This is a genomic window from Nostoc sp., assembly GCF_036916655.1.
GTDB lineage: Bacteria > Cyanobacteriota > Cyanobacteriia > Cyanobacteriales > Nostocaceae > Nostoc.
Genome location: NZ_JBALFY010000012.1, coordinates 69,820 through 86,234, shown reverse-complemented (window position 1 = coordinate 86,234; position 16,415 = coordinate 69,820). Strand labels below are relative to the sequence as shown.

The window sequence follows — 16,415 nt, the reverse complement described above, 5'->3', positions numbered from 1 at the left end:
ACTCTAACGGGCTGGTATAAAGTCTGTCGGTAAGAAAAGGTCGGGAAAAGTTTGGATATTTTTGGTAGATTTACGTAAACTTTTACGAAAAAATCAAGTCGCTCGTGGGAATATTGTAGTTAAGCTGTATTACTACGGAAATAAATGACGGTTGAAGAAGCGATCGCACTTGTTGAGCAATTATTGAAACGAGGACGCTTAACGAGAACGCAAGAGATTGTATTTCGCTATGCTTGGGAAGGGAAAACTTACCTAGAAATAGCGCGAGAAGTCAAATATGACTACGGTCACATCAAAGATGTTGGTTCGCATCTGTGGCGATCGCTTTCTCAAGCTTTAAATGAAAAAGTTACCAAGAATAATCTGCATAGAGTCCTGAAGGGAGCTACACAGCAGCAGAATGGTGTAAACATCTCCCCAAGATTAAACCTCCAACCCTTGAGCGATCGCACTGATTGGGGAGAAGCGATCGACGTTTCCCGCTTTTATGGACGTACTACTGAATTAGAAACCTTGAGCCAATGGATTGTTAGCGATGCCTGCGGCGGTAAACAACGCACTCGTCTGATCACTTTACTGGGGATGGGTGGTATTGGTAAAACCAGCCTTGCAGTTAAGGTTGCAGAAAATAACCAAGATGCCTTTGAATATGTTTTTTGGCGTTCTCTACGCAATGCACCGCCAATACAAAATATCCTGTTAGACCTAATTAAATTTTTATCTAATCAGCAAGAAGTAAATTTACCCGACACCGACGAAGCTCAACTAGCGTTGCTAATGAAATATTTAAGTTCATCACGATGTTTGCTGATCTTAGATAACGTTGAAACAATTCTCGCTAGTGGTGTAAATGCTGGCAATTATCGAGAAGGGTATGAAAGTTACGGACAGCTATTTCGGTATATTGCCCAAGCATCTCATCAAAGTTGCTTGTTACTAACTAGCCGTGAAAAGTTAAAAGGTTTAGCATTGAATGAAGGAGAAAATTTACCAATTCGTTCTTTACAAGTTACAGGGTTAAGTGAATTAGAGATACACGAAATTTTTATAGACAAAGGTTTTTCTGCTTCACCAGAACATGAGCAGTTATTAACAGAAATTTATAGCGGTAATCCCTTAGCTTTAAAGATAGTTGCAAATACAACCCAAGAATTATTTGCTGGAAACGTGTTCCAATTTTTAGACTGTGATACCTCTGTTTTTGGAGATGTCTGGGAACTTCTAGACCAACAGTGTCAACGTTTATCTCCCTTAGAACGGCAGGTGATGTGCTGGTTAGCAATTAATCGAGAAGCCGTTTCTTTAGCTGAATTGCAGAAGGATATTATACCACATATATCGACACGAGAACTCATTGAATCACTAGAGTCTTTAAAAGGAAGGTCACTAATTGAAACAAGTCATCATATTGCTAACCATAGCGTAACTTTTACTCAACAACCTGTTGTGATGGAATACACAACAGAAAAAATAGTTACTGCTGTATTTAATGAAATTACTACAAATAGCATTGCGATTCTTAACTCTTATGCCCTAATTAAAGCGACTGCTAAAGATTATATTCGAGAATCACAAGTATGTTTGCTATTAAAACCATTAGTTGATAAACTATTTGCACATTTTGAAAATAAAAATAGACTCGAAAGATATCTTTATCAAGTTATTGCAAACTTACAAAATCATCCTGCGATTACACCTGGATATGCGGGAGGAAATCTTTTAAATATACTCTGCCATATTTCAGCAAATTTAAAAAATGCCGATTTTTCAAACCTCACTGTTTGGCAGGCATATCTGAAAAATCTGAATTTAAATCATATTAACTTCCAAAATGCTGATTTATCAAAGTCGGTTTTTACCGAAACCTTTGACAGTATTTTGGCAGTAGCATTTAGTCCCGATGGAAAAATTTTAGCGGCTGGTGGCGTAGCGGGTGAGGTGCAATTATGGCAAGTAGCTGACGGGAAACCACTTTTGAGATGGAAAGCACATTCCTCTTGGATTATTTCACTAGCTTTTAGTCCCAATGGTCAAATACTAGCGACTGGTAGCGACGATCAAAGTGTAAAATTATGGGATGCTAACACAGGCATTTGTTTAGAAACCTTTCAAGGACATACGAGTTGGGTCTTTGATGTAGCATTCGCTCCCCAACGCTGCGCGAATAGTCCAGATAGCCAAACACTTGCTAGCATCGGCGATGAACACACGATTAATTTATGGGATGTTCGTCAAGGTAAACTATTAAGAACTTTTATCGGACACAGCACTCAACCTCACTCCATCGCCTTTAGTCCTGATGGTCAAATGCTAGTTAGTAGTGCGAATGACAGCACTATCAGGTTATGGAGTGTACCTACAGGTGAGTTACTCAAAACTTTCCCAGGACAAAGCAATTTTGTACAGGGTGTTGCTTTTAGTCCTGATGGAACAACTATTGCGAGTGTGGGCGATGACTATATTATCCAGTTATGGAGTGTAAGAACGGGCGAACTACTTAATACTTTCATCCAGGGACACGTTTCTTTTGTACAATCAATTGCTTTTAACCCTGATGGGAAAACCTTAGCCACTGCTAGTCATGACAAAACCATCAAGTTATGGGATGTGACTGCCGGTATCTGCAAGAAAGTTTTGCAAGGACACACTAGCCAAGCTTGGGCAATTGCTTTTAATCCTGATGGGAAAATAATTGCTAGCAGCAGTCAAGACCACACTGTTAAGCTATGGAATACTGCGACTGGGGAATGTATCAGAACTTTCAAAGGATACACTAATGCCTTTAGATTAATTGCTTTTAGTCCCGACGGCAAAACCTTAGTAAGCGGTAGCGGTGACTGTCAGGTGCGATTGTGGGATATTCAGACAGGTATATGTCTTAAAACTTTATCAGGACATACCAGTTTAGTTGTATCGGTTGCCTTTAGTCCCAATGGTAAGACTTTAGCAAGTAGCAGTACCTTAGTGAAGTTATGGGACTCAACTACAGGTGAATGTCTCTTGACTTTGCACGGACATAGCAATTGGGTTTGGTCGGTAAATTTTAGTCCTGATGGCAAAACTTTATTGACTGGTAGCGCTGATCGAACTTTAAAATTATGGAATGTGCAAACGGGTGAGTGTTTAAAAACATTACAAGGTCATACTGATTGGGTTTGGTGTACTGTTTTTAGTCCTAATAGTCAAACTTTGGCAAGCACCAGCGGAGATTATACGGCGAAAATCTGGGATATAAATACAGGTGTATGCTTGATAACTCTTAAAGGGCATCGCAATGGTGTATGGTCGATCGCTTTTAGTCCTGATGGTAAAATTGCAGCTACCGCCAGCGACGATCGCACTATAAAATTGTGGGATTTAACGATAGATAATAGCGATCGCTTACCATCTGGTGTATGTATCAAAACCTTAGAAGGACATACCAGTGGCGTTTACTTTGTAGTATTTAGCCCCGATGGTTCGCAGCTTGCTACAGCTAGTGATGACCAAACAGTGCGGATATGGGATGTAAATACTGGAGAATGTCTTAAAATTTTAACAGGACATAGCAATCGAGTGTGGTCAGTGAAGTTTAGCCCCGATGGTGAAATGCTTGCAAGTGCGAGTCACGACGAAACAATTAAACTGTGGAATGTCAGAACTGGCGAATGCTGCAAAACGCTTCAAGCCCCACGACCTTATGAAGGAATGAATATTGCCGGAGTCAGAGGGTTAACTGAGGCACAAAAAGCTTCGTTAAGAATGCTAGGCGCAGTTGAAGTTGATTCAAAAATGAAGTTACTAGAAAATTCCTTGTAAATTCAAGGTAAAACCTGGTAGTGTATACTCCCCCGATAACTGATTTGGTGATAGTAGCACTTCCTTCTCTTTTCCCTGGCGATAAATTTCCACTTGCTTACCTTTGGGGTCAATTAGCCAGCCTAACCGCGCACCATTCTTTATATACTCCTGCATTTTGTCTTGAAGGGACTTGAGGGTGTCGGAATCAGACCGCAGTTCTACTACGAAGTCTGGACAAATGGGAGGAAAAGTCCTTCTTTCATCAGGAGCCAGTGCTTCCCATCGCGCTAAAGGAATCCAAGCTGCATCAGGTGAACGTAAAGCTCCGTTGGGAAGTTGAAACATCGTTGAAGAGTCAAAAGCTTCTCCAGTCCCGTCTTCATCTGTCCAAGTTCCCAAGCGTTGAGTTAATCTGCGATTTCGACTACCAGTTTCTCCACCAGTCGGCGTCATAACTACTAATTCTCCTGATGCGGTGCGCTCTAGTTTAGCATCAGGGTTGATTTGACATAGCTGATAAAACTGCTCAGAAGTCAGATTAATTAATGGTTCTAGGTTCAGGATAATAGCAGTCATAGCTTCTCCCATCTTGATGATCGCATAATAACTGGAAACATCGGGGATGAGGGAGCAGGGGAAGCATAATTACTCCTAACTTCTAACTCCTAACTCCTAACTCCTGATCAATGACTCTCAACTTTCGCTAAATTGGAAAAAGGAAAACTCAAGGAAATCTTAAATGTCAGCACAATTGTTACTGGTGGATGATGAACCAGGGATACGGGAAGCCGTGAAAGACTATTTGCAAGAGAGCGGTTTCAGCGTTCAAGTCGCCAGTAACGCCCTTGAAGGTTGGGAATGGATGCAGCTGAATACACCCGACTTAGTGATTTCCGATGTGATGATGCCTCAAGTGGATGGCTATCAGTTCTTAAAGCAACTGCGAGAAGACCCCCGCTTCCAAACACTACCAGTAGTATTTTTAACAGCTAAAGGTATGACAGGCGATCGCATCCAAGGCTATCATGCTGGTGTTGATGCCTATCTACCCAAACCCTTCGATCCAGACGAGTTAGTGGCTATAGTCGAAAATTTGCTAGCCCGCCGCGCCGCTAAGGCTGCAAGTACCGGAGATGACTCTGAAACCCCCGATCTTGCTGAACTAGCTAATCAGATTGCCCAAATTAAGGCCTTGTTAACTCAAAGAAATGCCATTTCCCAGTCGCCAGCCCCTTTTAAAATAGATTTGACACCGAGAGAGCAAAGTGTTTTGAATTTGGTTGCTGAAGGGTTGATGAACAAAGAAATCGCCCGCCGCTTAGAAACCAGCGTCCGTAATGTAGAAAAATACGTCAGCCGTTTGTTTAGTAAAACCGGCACCAATAGCCGTACAGAGTTAGTTCGTTTTGCTCTAGAACACGGACTTGCTAAATAGGGATTGGGGATTGGGGATTGGGAATGGGGCATTAGTTATTAATTCTTCTCCCCCTGCCTCCCCTGCTCCCCACTCCCTACTCCCCCCTCCTGGGTAATAGATAACTGGCCGCTAAACCATTACCTGTTACTAGTAATAGATAAAACATAAGTATTTCAGCAAATCAGGCACTTAGCTTCAGCAAAAAGCTAAAAGAAAGGTTATTTATTTTTACTTTGGTCTTTTAGGTTTTCATTATGATTCGCGCCTATTGTCCAATTCCCCATCTGTAAAGACACAGGGTTTTGTTCTTCCGGCAATGTTTTGATAAAAACTCGGTAAAATGCACCCGGCTGAATTTGCTCTTAGATTCTACCAGTACCCTTTGCTACAAAGTTTTTAATAGCGGAAACTGTTCCTGGGACTTTGTGCTGCTAAATAAGACCTTCACAAAGCAGAAATCACAATATTTTAATTTTATGAATTCTACTTGCTGCTTAGTTTTTATGGCAACGGGGGTAGGGGATCAACATTTGATTTGATGCCCAATTCACGTTTTTCAGTAATTAAATTACACCTTTATGCCTGAGGATTTTCAGCAACATTACGCAAGCGCATTAGCTGTCGTCGCATTTGAGGAGAGGCTTTAAACTCAGACACTTCCTGCGCTTTAACAGACGCTTGCAGTGTCTCTAGAAAGTCATCAGACCCTTCGGTTAAAGCATCAAGTAGCACCTGTAAAAGCTGCTCGCGATCACTCAATAAACTCTTTTCCTCAATCAACCGGAATTTAAGATGGATTTCGCACTCATAAACACCTACTTCGAGATTATTTATCTGGCGTGGTAATGCTTTGGAGTTCATAGCTATTGAGATTCCTTTACTTGGTTGTCATGAGGGCAAGGAGGTAGATGTCTAGCAAAAATTCTTTATATCTCTTTTGAATCCAAAGTGCTTGAATTAAGAATTTTTCTTCATCAATCACCTTTGTATTCCATTTCACTCTCCTATGGTGTATTTTCAACCTAGATTTTCAAGTGTCTAGATTTTGACGTTTCTGTACCCGATGTAGCTTATGGTAAGCCATAACTATTATTCAGTTTTTAAGATTCTACACAATAAAGTTTCTGTAAGAAGTTGCTCAACCTTTTTAAAGGTTTTTACATCAACTTTATGTGAACGTCAACAACAGTTTGACTTGTTACTCTAATTTTGGTGTTTATACGTAAGTAAAACCGCTTAACTTTTTGGATTTTCTTAAAGCCAGCAGTCGATGTAGCGGTATTCAGTGTAATTACTTGATGTGCGTTTTTTGCAATATAAAATTCAGGAGAAATTGATGAGCAGAATTATAAATGTCAAAACTTTTGTTCTTCAAAAAAAATGTACACAGATCAAATTATTCCTAGTGAGTGCCTTATCCTACGGTCTTTTGAGCTTGATTGAGTAGAAAAAATTTAGCAGTAAGTCAGATTAGTACACTAAATTAAAATACTCTCTCAATTAATTTTTACAGGAAAATAATTCGACTACTGTCAGTACTAGCAGTTAATTATGTCTTTAACTCATAACAGAAGTAACAAACTAATCAGTAAAGGTGATATTTTTACTTATGCCCATTCAATATACCCTTTGAAAACTGCATTCAAAGCTTGTAAATTGAGAGCATCTAAGCTCAGAGATAGCGTTTACAATAATTTCAGTGTAATTCACGCAAATCTTACACCTTTTTATGGATAACCCGATGCTGCTCAAGTCCACAACCCGGCATATCCGCATTTTCGCAGGTGAAATTGACCGGGATGGCGATCTAGTTCCTAGCCAACAAGTCTTAACGTTAGATGTTGACCCAGATAACGAATTTAATTGGAATGAAGATGCGCTGCAAAAAATTTATCGAAAATTTGATGAATTAGTAGAAGCATCTAGTGGCCAAGACCTCACAGATTATAACTTACGCCGTGTGGGGTCAGATTTAGAGCATTATCTGCGATCGCTCCTACAACTCGGAGAAGTCAGCTACAATCTTTCTGCCCGTGTTACCAATTACAGCATGGGAGTCCCTCAAGTTGCCACTGACGACAAACAATAAGCTAATGAGTCGTTTGCGAACTGGCTGAACCAACCATTTTGGATGAAAAACTCCATCCCGCAAGTGACGTGGAGTTTTTAGTCACTAGTCAATCCAATTAACTCTTGTGGGGTGGGCGACACGATAGCCCTATAAACTGGGCGCTCATGCCACTCCACAAAATTGGATAATTTATTTCTTAGAGTTCCCTTAGGCAGAGAGAGGAATGGTTACAAGTCTACTTCTTAACTCAGCACTGGCTCAACCCTAGCTATCCGCTAACAGCAATCTGAAGAGATTCTTAGAGCCATTGCATTTATCCGATACTTTTGCCAGAATCAATATTTGCTATTCTTAATTCTTAATTAAAGTTAATTCTTGCTATCCTACTTATAAACTAAATAAATACCAACATTATCCGCCTCTTGATGATGGATAATTTAGCAAAAGCAAATCGTGCAGTTATGCTTGGGTTATGCTTTGGTGACAGGGTTGGGTTAGTTGCTTTGGCGATGGAGAGTCACAGGGCAATAGAAGCTATGATTAGGCTGTAGGGTTGACTTAGGAGCGTATTTTTTGGATAAGTTTTGTATTAGCACCTGCTGATATCCGCCAGCTAAAATCATCATCTAAAGTCTGGGTATGTCAAGTTTAAGAAAGATGAGCGGTCTAGATTGTCCCTACTAATGCTATTAAAGAAATTGCCAATCGCTGATCGGTGCGAAAACTATGGAAAATGACGCGGCAACGCTCTACTGTCCAAACGAAAATTGTCAGGCTGCCAACCCCCTGACTCACAAGTTTTGCCAGCGATGTTCCACGCCCCTACCCAAAAATTATCTCTGGGCTGTGGTAGATGCCCCAAACGTGGGTAGCCCTGGAGAAATATTAGCCGATCGCTATTTAATCCTTGATAAATTTGTTCTTTTAGATACGAAGCCTGGTTTATTAGCGCTAACGCCGGAGTTAGATAATCTTCAGCCCCTAAAAGCTTACCTGAGGCTCATTCCCTACCGCTTACACGTACCGCAGGTGTATGGAGTGCTGTTTGTTGCTGACGGATCTTCCGAGCGAGAAATATTACTCTTAGAAAAACCGCCACTCTTAGTAGACGATACTATTCAAAAAGTGAGTTTGGGCAGTGAGTTAACCATTGCTTGGCGTGATGCAACATCGATGCGCCAACTCAATTGGTTATGGCAAATAGCTCATCTGTGGCAACCTCTTGCAAGTGAAGGTGTCGCCTCTAGCTTACTTGACTCTTATGTACTACGAGTAGAAGGATCGTTAGTACGTTTGTTGGAATTGCGTTTTGATGGCGCCACACCAGAATTACCCCAATTAGGTAAATTTTGGCAGCAGTTGATCGGTGATGCCAAACCAGCCATAACTGAATTTGTCGATCGCGTTAGCCTTGCTTTAATTCAGGGACAGATTAACTCCACCGATCAATTAATCGGAGTTTTAGATCAAGGATTGGCTGGGTTAGGGCGATCGCAAACACCCACAATCCAAATTATCACCAAAACAGACACCGGGCCCAGTCGCCAGCGTAACGAAGATGCCTGTAGCCCACCCAGTGGAACTCTAGTAAGCAAACCACCCCAGCCAACCGCCTTAGCAATTGTCTGTGATGGCATCGGTGGCCACGAAGGCGGCAATGTCGCCTCAAATTTAGCCATTGAAACAATCCAACAGCAGGTACAGCAACTAACAAAAGTTCCCTACGACCACATAGACCCTTCACTGCTGCTAAATGACTTAGATAAGGCAGTGGCAATGGCCAATGACAAAATTAGTCAGCGCAATGACGGTGAAAATCGCCAAGGGCGTCAACGTATGGGCACGACTTTAGTCATGGCATTGCCTGTTGCTCATGAAATGTACATTACCCACGTCGGCGATAGTCGTGCCTACTGGATTACACGCCAGGGCTGTTATCAAGTTACCCTCGATGATGATGTCGCCTCCCGCGAAGTGCGGCTAGGTTATGCCATTTACCGCGAGGCTGTACAACAAAGTGCTGCTGGCTCTCTCGTCCAGGCTTTGGGAATGGGGCCCAGCACTTCATTGCATCCCACATCGGGACGGTTTATGCTCGACGAAGATGCAGTTTTTCTGCTTACATCCGATGGTTTGAGTGATTTCGATCGGGTGGAGGAGTACTGGGAAACAGAAATCTTGCCGATTCTACTTGGGGAAGCAGATATAGCAACTGTTGCCAATAGATTAGTCGAACTTGCTAATACTAAAAATGGACACGATAATGTCACCGTCGCTTTAGTTCATTATCAAGTCCAATATTGGGAACCAGAAATCACCATCAAAGCAGTGATTCCAGAGAGTTATTCTGCCAAAACCGTTGATTTGGCATCCAGGGCGACAGCTCCGACAGTTTTAGGTAGCCCAAACCAAAAAACTCAGGTAATTACTGAAGAGGAGCCAGTCAAAACGCGCATACCGCTACAGTGGATTGTTCCATTACTACTTGTAGTAGCCGCAGGTGTTTTAGGATTGTTCGTAAAGCAACTGCGATCGCAATCAGGGGTATTTCCAATTTTTGCCAATCCTACCCCAACTGCCAACCCTACCACTGAAGCAACACCCACACCGCGATCGCTGGCTAATCTTTCTCCTGGTTGGGTAATTAAAACCAACAATGACATCTCTTTGGGAAACAACCAATCACTTCCTCGTGGGACTTTTTTAGAAGTTATTGAGAAAAAATCAAATCCCAAACCGGCTTCTGGGAATTTTTCGGTGTCTATGCGAGTCTGTGCCAATAAAAGTACACAAACTCCAGCTAATACTAATACCCCAGCCGTAACTACTTCAGTTCCACCAAATTCCAAACCTTTGCCAGCAACAATATTGCTAGACTTGTCCCAACTCAACCGTTTTGGCGTCTCTGTTTTACAATCAGATGCACCAAGTCCATGTACAACTGTTACCCAACCGCCAGTTACCGAACCAGCTGACACAAGTCCAACTTAGTCAAATACTCGATAAACTTGTAAAAACCTGGAATAATAACAGGTAACAACCAAAGTAAAAAATTTACAAGGTAAAAAAGTAGAAAATTTTCACCTTGGAGGATTTTTATTTGAAATTATCAAGAAAATCAAGAGGTCAAGGGCAGTTCTTACTGAAGGAAAGGGTCTAAGACTCCCACTGTTGCGTCAGCTTCCCACAGCTACAAGAGTTCAGTAGCTCCAAATCAGGAGAAGTCAAATCCTATAGCTGATTTCTCCCCTGCCTCCTACCCCATACCCCCTACCCCATAACAATTGTTTTTAGCTTTTAGTTTAATGAATCCATGCCATCCCTGAATTTGGCGATCGCCCGTCTCCTAAACACTGGCACTGACAACTTCGCCATTTGGGTGGTCAAGGCTCCCTATCCCAGTGGCTACGTTTTACGTGACTGTGTATGGCCTGTTGAACTGACCCAAGTCTGGCAAGAATGGCAGCAGATGTTTGCTGGTCATGGTCGCCTTGATATTTCCCCTAACTCAACATCTCAACACGCCAAACCATTGCCCATAGATTTGATTTCACCCCCTTCAGGTCAGACTACTGGCCCCTACAGCAGTCGTCTGATGCAATACTTGGGAATGAATTTATGGCGCTGGGTATTTGACGGACAAATTCTTGGGAGTCTAGAACGCAGTCGCGGCATTGCTATGGGTCAGCATACACGTTTGCGCTTTCGACTAGAAATTCGCGACCCGGATCTCATCGCTTTCCCTTGGGAAATTATGCAGCGTGAGCCTGGTCAATCAGCGATGTCTCTCTCGCAAGATTTGCTATTTAGTCGTACCAGCACTGAAGTTGATGCTTTACCCTATTTGAAAACTGACCAGGCTTTAAGTATTTTGCTAGTTTTAGGTCATGATGACAAACTGCAACTAGAACAAGAAGCCGCCATCTTACAGCAAATTCTTGCAGATACCCCTGGTAATTCCCAAAGATACGCGCCTTGTGTAGTCAATCAACTCATTCAACCAACTCCACAGCAGTTGATTGATGAATTAGAAACCAAAGCATACAATGTTTTCTTTTATGCTGGACATGGTTTGCCAGATCCAGATGGAGGGTTACTGTTTTTGCGACCAGAGATGCCCCTAAATGGCATAGAATTGGCGCAAGTATTGACGCGTACAGGTGTGAAGCTAGCGGTTTTTAACGCCTGTTGGGGCGCACAACCAGCCGCAATCAACCATCAAGCGATCCCTGCCAGCAGTTTAGCAGAAGTACTAATTCGTCATGGTGTGCCTGCGGTTTTGGGGATGCGCGATGAAATCGCTGACCACGAAAGCCACAGTTTTATTCAAGCTTTTACCGAAGCTTTGCGATCGCACAAGCCAATTGATGAAGCCGTAGCCCAGGCTAGGCAAGAGTTGTTAACACTGTATAAATTTAATCAACCTGCTTGGACTTTGCCTGTTCTCTACCTGCATCCAGATTTTAATGGCGAACTCATTAAGAATCTGGATGAAGGTATTACCGAACTACCAGATACAGCCATTCCTGATGTCGGTTCCTCACTTCCAATTGCAAGTTTGCGATCGCTTACTCCCAAAGGTAAAACCTGGTTACTGCGTTATGGAGTTACCCGCATCGGCCGCACGAAAGATAATGATATCGTCATCCCCGAACCATCTGTATCCAAACGCCACGCCGAAATCTTTTGTCGCAATACTCTTACAGATGCTACATTGGTGCGAACTTATTACTTGCAAGATTTTTCTACCTACGGCACAACCTGGTTTTTAGGGCCTAATGGTTGGCAACAAATCCTCCGAGAGGAAGTCCCATTGAAATCGGGAATGCAGGTAAAGTTTGGAAGTGCGAGGGGTGAAACCTGGGAGTTTGTGATTCAAGACTCCTAGCGGAGCTATTGTCCAAATGGATTTGTATGTTAAGCATCAGCTTTTAAAATCTGTTTTTTTGGAGAAAAATTCAACTTTTTTTTGCGGAAATCTCCGCTTAAAATTTGTAGTTGTCAATACCACCAAATAATCATCAGGTAAGAAAATATGGCTAACAAAATTAACGGTTCAGACACTTTCTCTTCTTTGCCATCTCAAATAGACTTAGAGTTATTAGAAGCGTTGCTGGAACCAGAAGATGCTACCTATCCTTGGAATCCAGGTGATGATGAATCAGAAGCTTATTTTCAAGAACTAGAACAACAGTTCGGAATGGACGATTTGCTTGATGAAGAATTAACAAGGCGATCACAAGATTTTTACGGGCATCTAGACACACTTTGGGCTGATATTAATTCGACGCCAGACTACAATGACACCCGGCAACAGGTAGTAGTGCTTAATCTTCAAGAAATATTACGTAATAATTTTGCTGCCTGTGTTCCCCAAACATTGCTCAACACCATTGCCACTAAAGCTGCTGAAATATTTGCGGCTCGTCAATTAATCAGCGATCAACTGGTTGAGTGCGTTCAGACAGTGCTACCAGCTTGGGAAACAGAGGATCTTCTAGTTTTGGCTCGTCCTTTTGCTTATGCTATGCGAAGTAGCGAATCGCAAAATGCGGCATCTGCACTCAGTAATCTTCAAAATAGCGAGTGGACAGCTTTATCAGAAGTAGATAAAGCAAAGGTTAGTTTAGCGATCGCTTCTTATGCTTTCACACAACTCAACAACTCTCAGTCTGAGGTATGAATGGGGAATGGGGAGTAGGGAGTAGGGAAAACTTTTCATCATGGGTTGTGTTCGCGTAACCCGCACTTTGCGTTCTCTCTGTTTAGAGGCATCTTTTCAAAAGATGTTGGTTTACCTATGCAGAAGTGCTAAATAAAAAGCCAAAAATTAGAATTTTTATAATAAATCTAATGGTTTTTACTTTTGTATTTACACTTAACCCATACTAAATTAACTTTAGGCGAATTTTTAAACTAGGCCATCTATCCCAAGAGGTAAAGATTGAAGCATTGGGAATTGGGCATTGGTTAGTAGTTATTCTTTATCGTAAATTAAAGGGTTTAAGAACCTGCAATCTATATGTAGCAACCATTTCAGTCGGGGTTTGTCTTGATAAATCGCTCCACTTGGGCAAAGCCCAAGACTGCGTTTCTCGCTAAATCCTCGTCTGAAATGTCTTTAATTTTGAATTTTGTTAGCGCAGTGTAAAGCCTTCTCTACAAGAGGCTGCGCCAACGCTTAGAGCGAGTCTACGTAACCCTCTGGGGATCTTGCTACGCGCAACGTCTCGTAGAGAGCGTCATTTTTAATTTTTAATTTTTAATTTTTAATTGTTAACCCCCTCATTTCCCCCTACTCCTATTTTGGGCCTAGAAATCGGGTAGCAAAATTTTGCGATCGCGTTGGTGACAGCGCTCGTGCTTTGAGAATTGCCGCCATCAAAAAGGCGTAAGATAACACCCCAACAACTACTAACAGCAAGGCATTGATTGACCCTGTAGCATTCCAGAGAGCGTGGAGCGCAGAGGCACTCAGATAACCAATAGAAAGAATTTGCCAACTCCTACTAGGTTTGAGGACAGCCAACCCAATAAAATAACCAAGGTAGCCACTATAAGCCATGTGTCCGGCTACAGAGCCTAAAATTCGGGGAATTAGCAGTTGTAAACCTGCCAGTTGACCAGCAGCGCCTATACCCACCTGTTGCGTGACATTTTGAGTGATATCTGGCACATACTGACCGAGAGTTTCCAAGAGAGTGAAACCTACAGCAGAAGCCGTTCCCAAGAGAATACCATCTAGAGGTTCCCAGATACCGATGCGTTCCCGCCAAGGTGAAGATAACATTCTACCGATGGCAAAGGCCCCTAGTACAGGTAATGCCTTGAGTAATTCTTCCATCAAGCCAGCGCCAAAAAACATCCGCACCAGCAACTCTGTGAAGGTGATCGATTCTTGAGGTGTGGGCAAGCTTCCAGGCAAGATGCCGCGAAATACGAAGATAAATAGATCCAACACCGGACTGAGCAAAATCAGCGTTGTACCCAATGCTGTAGCCATTAATACCCACCAAGGCTTCTGTTTACCGCAAAGTTGGTAAACAAAATAGTAGGCAGCGAAAGCGATATAACTTGCTACAATCACTTGATTAGCTTGGGGACGACCGACTGTAGCGAACATTAACACTACAAAGACGACGGTCAGTATTCCCGGTACGAGGTAAGCTTTACTAGTTAAATCTTTACCAGTAGAAATAATCGGAAAAAGCTGGGTGAAGCTAACAGAATCCGGCTGCTTTAATTGCGTGTGGTTGTGGTAGTTCGTCGCGGAAGGCAGTGGTGTAACTTGATTTAGTGTCGTCGCCGGAGTAATTGAGGTATACTCATACTCAAAAATATATTGCGGCCCATCAGCACCTAGAGAAATGCGATCGCCTGGGTGCAATTCCTGACATTCATACAAGCGTTGTCCATTCAAATAAGTGCCATTAGCACTATTCAAGTCACAAAGCACCCAGCTAAATTTGCTATCTGGGGATAGAGAGAGGGGACGAACTACTGCATGACGACGAGATACCATTCGGTAGATCATGGCATCCAAGACAACTTGGCAGCTGGGGTCGCGTCCAATTACCATCTCTTTACTGGGGGGCAATGAGTAGCGAGATTCTGCTCCAGAAGTTGCCCCATTACCAGACACTAGCCGCAGAAATGCATTATGTCTTGCGTTTTTGCCTGTCATCGATAAGAAGTGCGTTTCTAAACTAATTCTTCACCTAATTGGGCGGCAGGACTAACCTTGGCCACATTAACAGCAGCGTTGCTAAATCCACTATAGCTTCACTTACTGCTAAGAAATTTAAAATTCTTGATGCAAAATTTCAAATTGTTTTACCTAATGTAAATAAGTATTCCATCTACTGAGAGTTTGTCATAAAGCTGACTTATTCGGCGGATAAATCAGATTGTATCAGTAGTGTACTTTTGATATCCTATCGGCAAATTAAACCTACGGCAGTTTATCAAAAAATAGTAGTTTTTACTGCATTCAGTCTCATTACAGAAATATATAATTTTCTGCCGTCTGTTGTCGGTTGTTTTTGCTACTGATAATTGACTAATCTTGTTTGGAATAAGGAATTGGGGAAAAAACTGCCTTGAAGATTGGGCTATTCCCGATGAATTGGGAAGTTCCGTCCGTCTTACGGCACAGTAGTTCACTGACTATTGACTAATTAAAGCAGATGGAATTCTGCGATCGCTCTCTTAAAATTCTTGTTTTCATGTCCTGGCTGGCTGAGTTTAATCAAGGCAAAACGCTGTAATGGCGTTAAAGCTGCCCAATTTTGTTGTGTCAGATTTACACCTATTTCTTGAGCTTTTTCTTGAAGGCTAATTGGTACTATGCCAGAGTCTAGCCATGCGGGATGAGGCTCGATGGGCAATTTTTTTGCTGGTATACCAGTACGTTCGATAATTAACTGCTGGATATGGTCGTGATAAGACTGAATTTCCGTTTCTGTAGTGCAAGGTAATTCAACTAAAGCTTGACGCTCATCTGTAGTCATTTGGTTCCAGTCGGGCAATTTTAACTTGATGCCACAGGTATCTAATTTACAGCGTACCTGCATAGGAATGCAACGCAGGGAATCAACAAAATCTGCTTCAAATTGAAAGAAATCTGTCACGTCGTTTCGCTCCAAATTAAAAATTAAAAATTACGAATTATTTCAACCTGCATCTTTGGAATTACTGAGACGAATTATTAAATAACTAATCGATAAGGCCAAAATAGCTACACCTAGACCAATTATATCAAGACCTCCAATTTTTTCTAAGTCAAGAATAATAATTTTTCTGGCAACAGCAATTAAAGAAGTAACAATAACTAATTCAACTTGAAAAACGTGTCTTCGGAGATAGGCTGTAATATTTTCTAAGATTTCTAAGGCAATTAAAATATTTAAAAATAAACCAAAAACCTTATACAGGGTTGTGTTAAACTTCCCATAAGGTATTGTAAATAATTCTTTAAAAATAAAGATTCCTAAATCTGTAATCGCTACCAAAATTACAATTACCATGAAAATAGATAGAGTTTTAGAAACTAGAACTTCTATGTTCTCGATGATGTGCATAAAGCTCTCATCTTTGGTAGCTCCTATAATTCGCCTCATTAACTTTTTCATCTGCTGCACCTGATTC

11 protein-coding genes are annotated in these 16,415 nt (G+C 41.8%); 6 read left to right on the top strand and 5 right to left on the bottom strand.

Annotated elements, in window-relative coordinates:
• Positions 1-144: 144 nt before the first annotated feature.
• Positions 145-3,798: an NB-ARC domain-containing protein gene (locus V7L31_RS03460; RefSeq protein ID WP_334694957.1), complete on the top strand. Its 3,654-nt coding sequence runs from the start codon at positions 145-147 to the stop codon at positions 3,796-3,798.
• Here the strand turns inward: V7L31_RS03460 and V7L31_RS03455 are convergent.
• On the bottom strand, positions 3,781-4,356 hold the full coding sequence (locus tag V7L31_RS03455; RefSeq protein WP_334694956.1) for a Uma2 family endonuclease: 576 nt from the start codon (positions 4,354-4,356) through the stop codon (positions 3,781-3,783). The genes V7L31_RS03460 and V7L31_RS03455 overlap by 18 nt on opposite strands.
• A gap of 163 nt (positions 4,357-4,519) precedes the next feature.
• Here V7L31_RS03455 and V7L31_RS03450 point away from each other — a divergent pair, with 163 nt between their 5' ends.
• Positions 4,520-5,215, top strand: coding sequence for a response regulator transcription factor (locus V7L31_RS03450; protein WP_179065030.1), 696 nt, complete (start codon positions 4,520-4,522; stop codon positions 5,213-5,215).
• Between the two features lie 558 nt (positions 5,216-5,773).
• Here V7L31_RS03450 and V7L31_RS03445 read toward each other — a convergent pair.
• Positions 5,774-6,058 (bottom strand): Npun_R1517 family heterocyst differentiation transcriptional regulator, encoded by a 285-nt coding sequence (locus V7L31_RS03445; RefSeq protein ID WP_334694955.1) that lies wholly within the window; start codon positions 6,056-6,058, stop codon positions 5,774-5,776.
• 868 nt (positions 6,059-6,926) lie between these two features.
• Between V7L31_RS03445 and V7L31_RS03440 the strand changes: the two genes are divergently transcribed.
• The 4 genes from V7L31_RS03440 to V7L31_RS03425 all read left to right on the top strand — a co-directional run bounded on the left by V7L31_RS03440 (position 6,927) and on the right by V7L31_RS03425 (position 12,951).
• Positions 6,927-7,286: an NAD(P)H-quinone oxidoreductase subunit M gene (locus V7L31_RS03440; protein ID WP_334694954.1), complete on the top strand. Its 360-nt coding sequence runs from the start codon at positions 6,927-6,929 to the stop codon at positions 7,284-7,286.
• A gap of 708 nt (positions 7,287-7,994) precedes the next feature.
• Positions 7,995-10,259, top strand: a complete 2,265-nt coding sequence (locus V7L31_RS03435) for a protein phosphatase 2C domain-containing protein (protein WP_334694953.1) — start codon at positions 7,995-7,997, stop codon at positions 10,257-10,259.
• Between the two features lie 322 nt (positions 10,260-10,581).
• Positions 10,582-12,156 carry a CHAT domain-containing protein gene (locus V7L31_RS03430; protein ID WP_334694952.1) on the top strand — a complete coding sequence of 525 codons (1,575 nt, stop codon included), beginning with the start codon at positions 10,582-10,584 and terminating at the stop codon, positions 12,154-12,156.
• Positions 12,157-12,303: 147 nt separating this feature from the next.
• Positions 12,304-12,951: a hypothetical protein gene (locus tag V7L31_RS03425; RefSeq protein WP_334694951.1), complete on the top strand. Its 648-nt coding sequence runs from the start codon at positions 12,304-12,306 to the stop codon at positions 12,949-12,951.
• A 618-nt stretch (positions 12,952-13,569) separates the two neighbouring features.
• Here V7L31_RS03425 and V7L31_RS03420 read toward each other — a convergent pair.
• From V7L31_RS03420 to V7L31_RS03410, 3 genes are all read right to left on the bottom strand, one after another.
• Positions 13,570-14,952 (bottom strand): PrsW family glutamic-type intramembrane protease, encoded by a 1,383-nt coding sequence (locus V7L31_RS03420; protein ID WP_334694950.1) that lies wholly within the window; start codon positions 14,950-14,952, stop codon positions 13,570-13,572.
• 493 nt (positions 14,953-15,445) lie between these two features.
• Positions 15,446-15,898, bottom strand: coding sequence for a nitrate reductase associated protein (locus V7L31_RS03415; protein WP_334694949.1), 453 nt, complete (start codon positions 15,896-15,898; stop codon positions 15,446-15,448).
• Between the two features lie 42 nt (positions 15,899-15,940).
• Positions 15,941-16,399, bottom strand: coding sequence for a phosphate-starvation-inducible PsiE family protein (locus V7L31_RS03410; RefSeq protein ID WP_334694948.1), 459 nt, complete (start codon positions 16,397-16,399; stop codon positions 15,941-15,943).
• Positions 16,400-16,415: the final 16 nt, after the last annotated feature.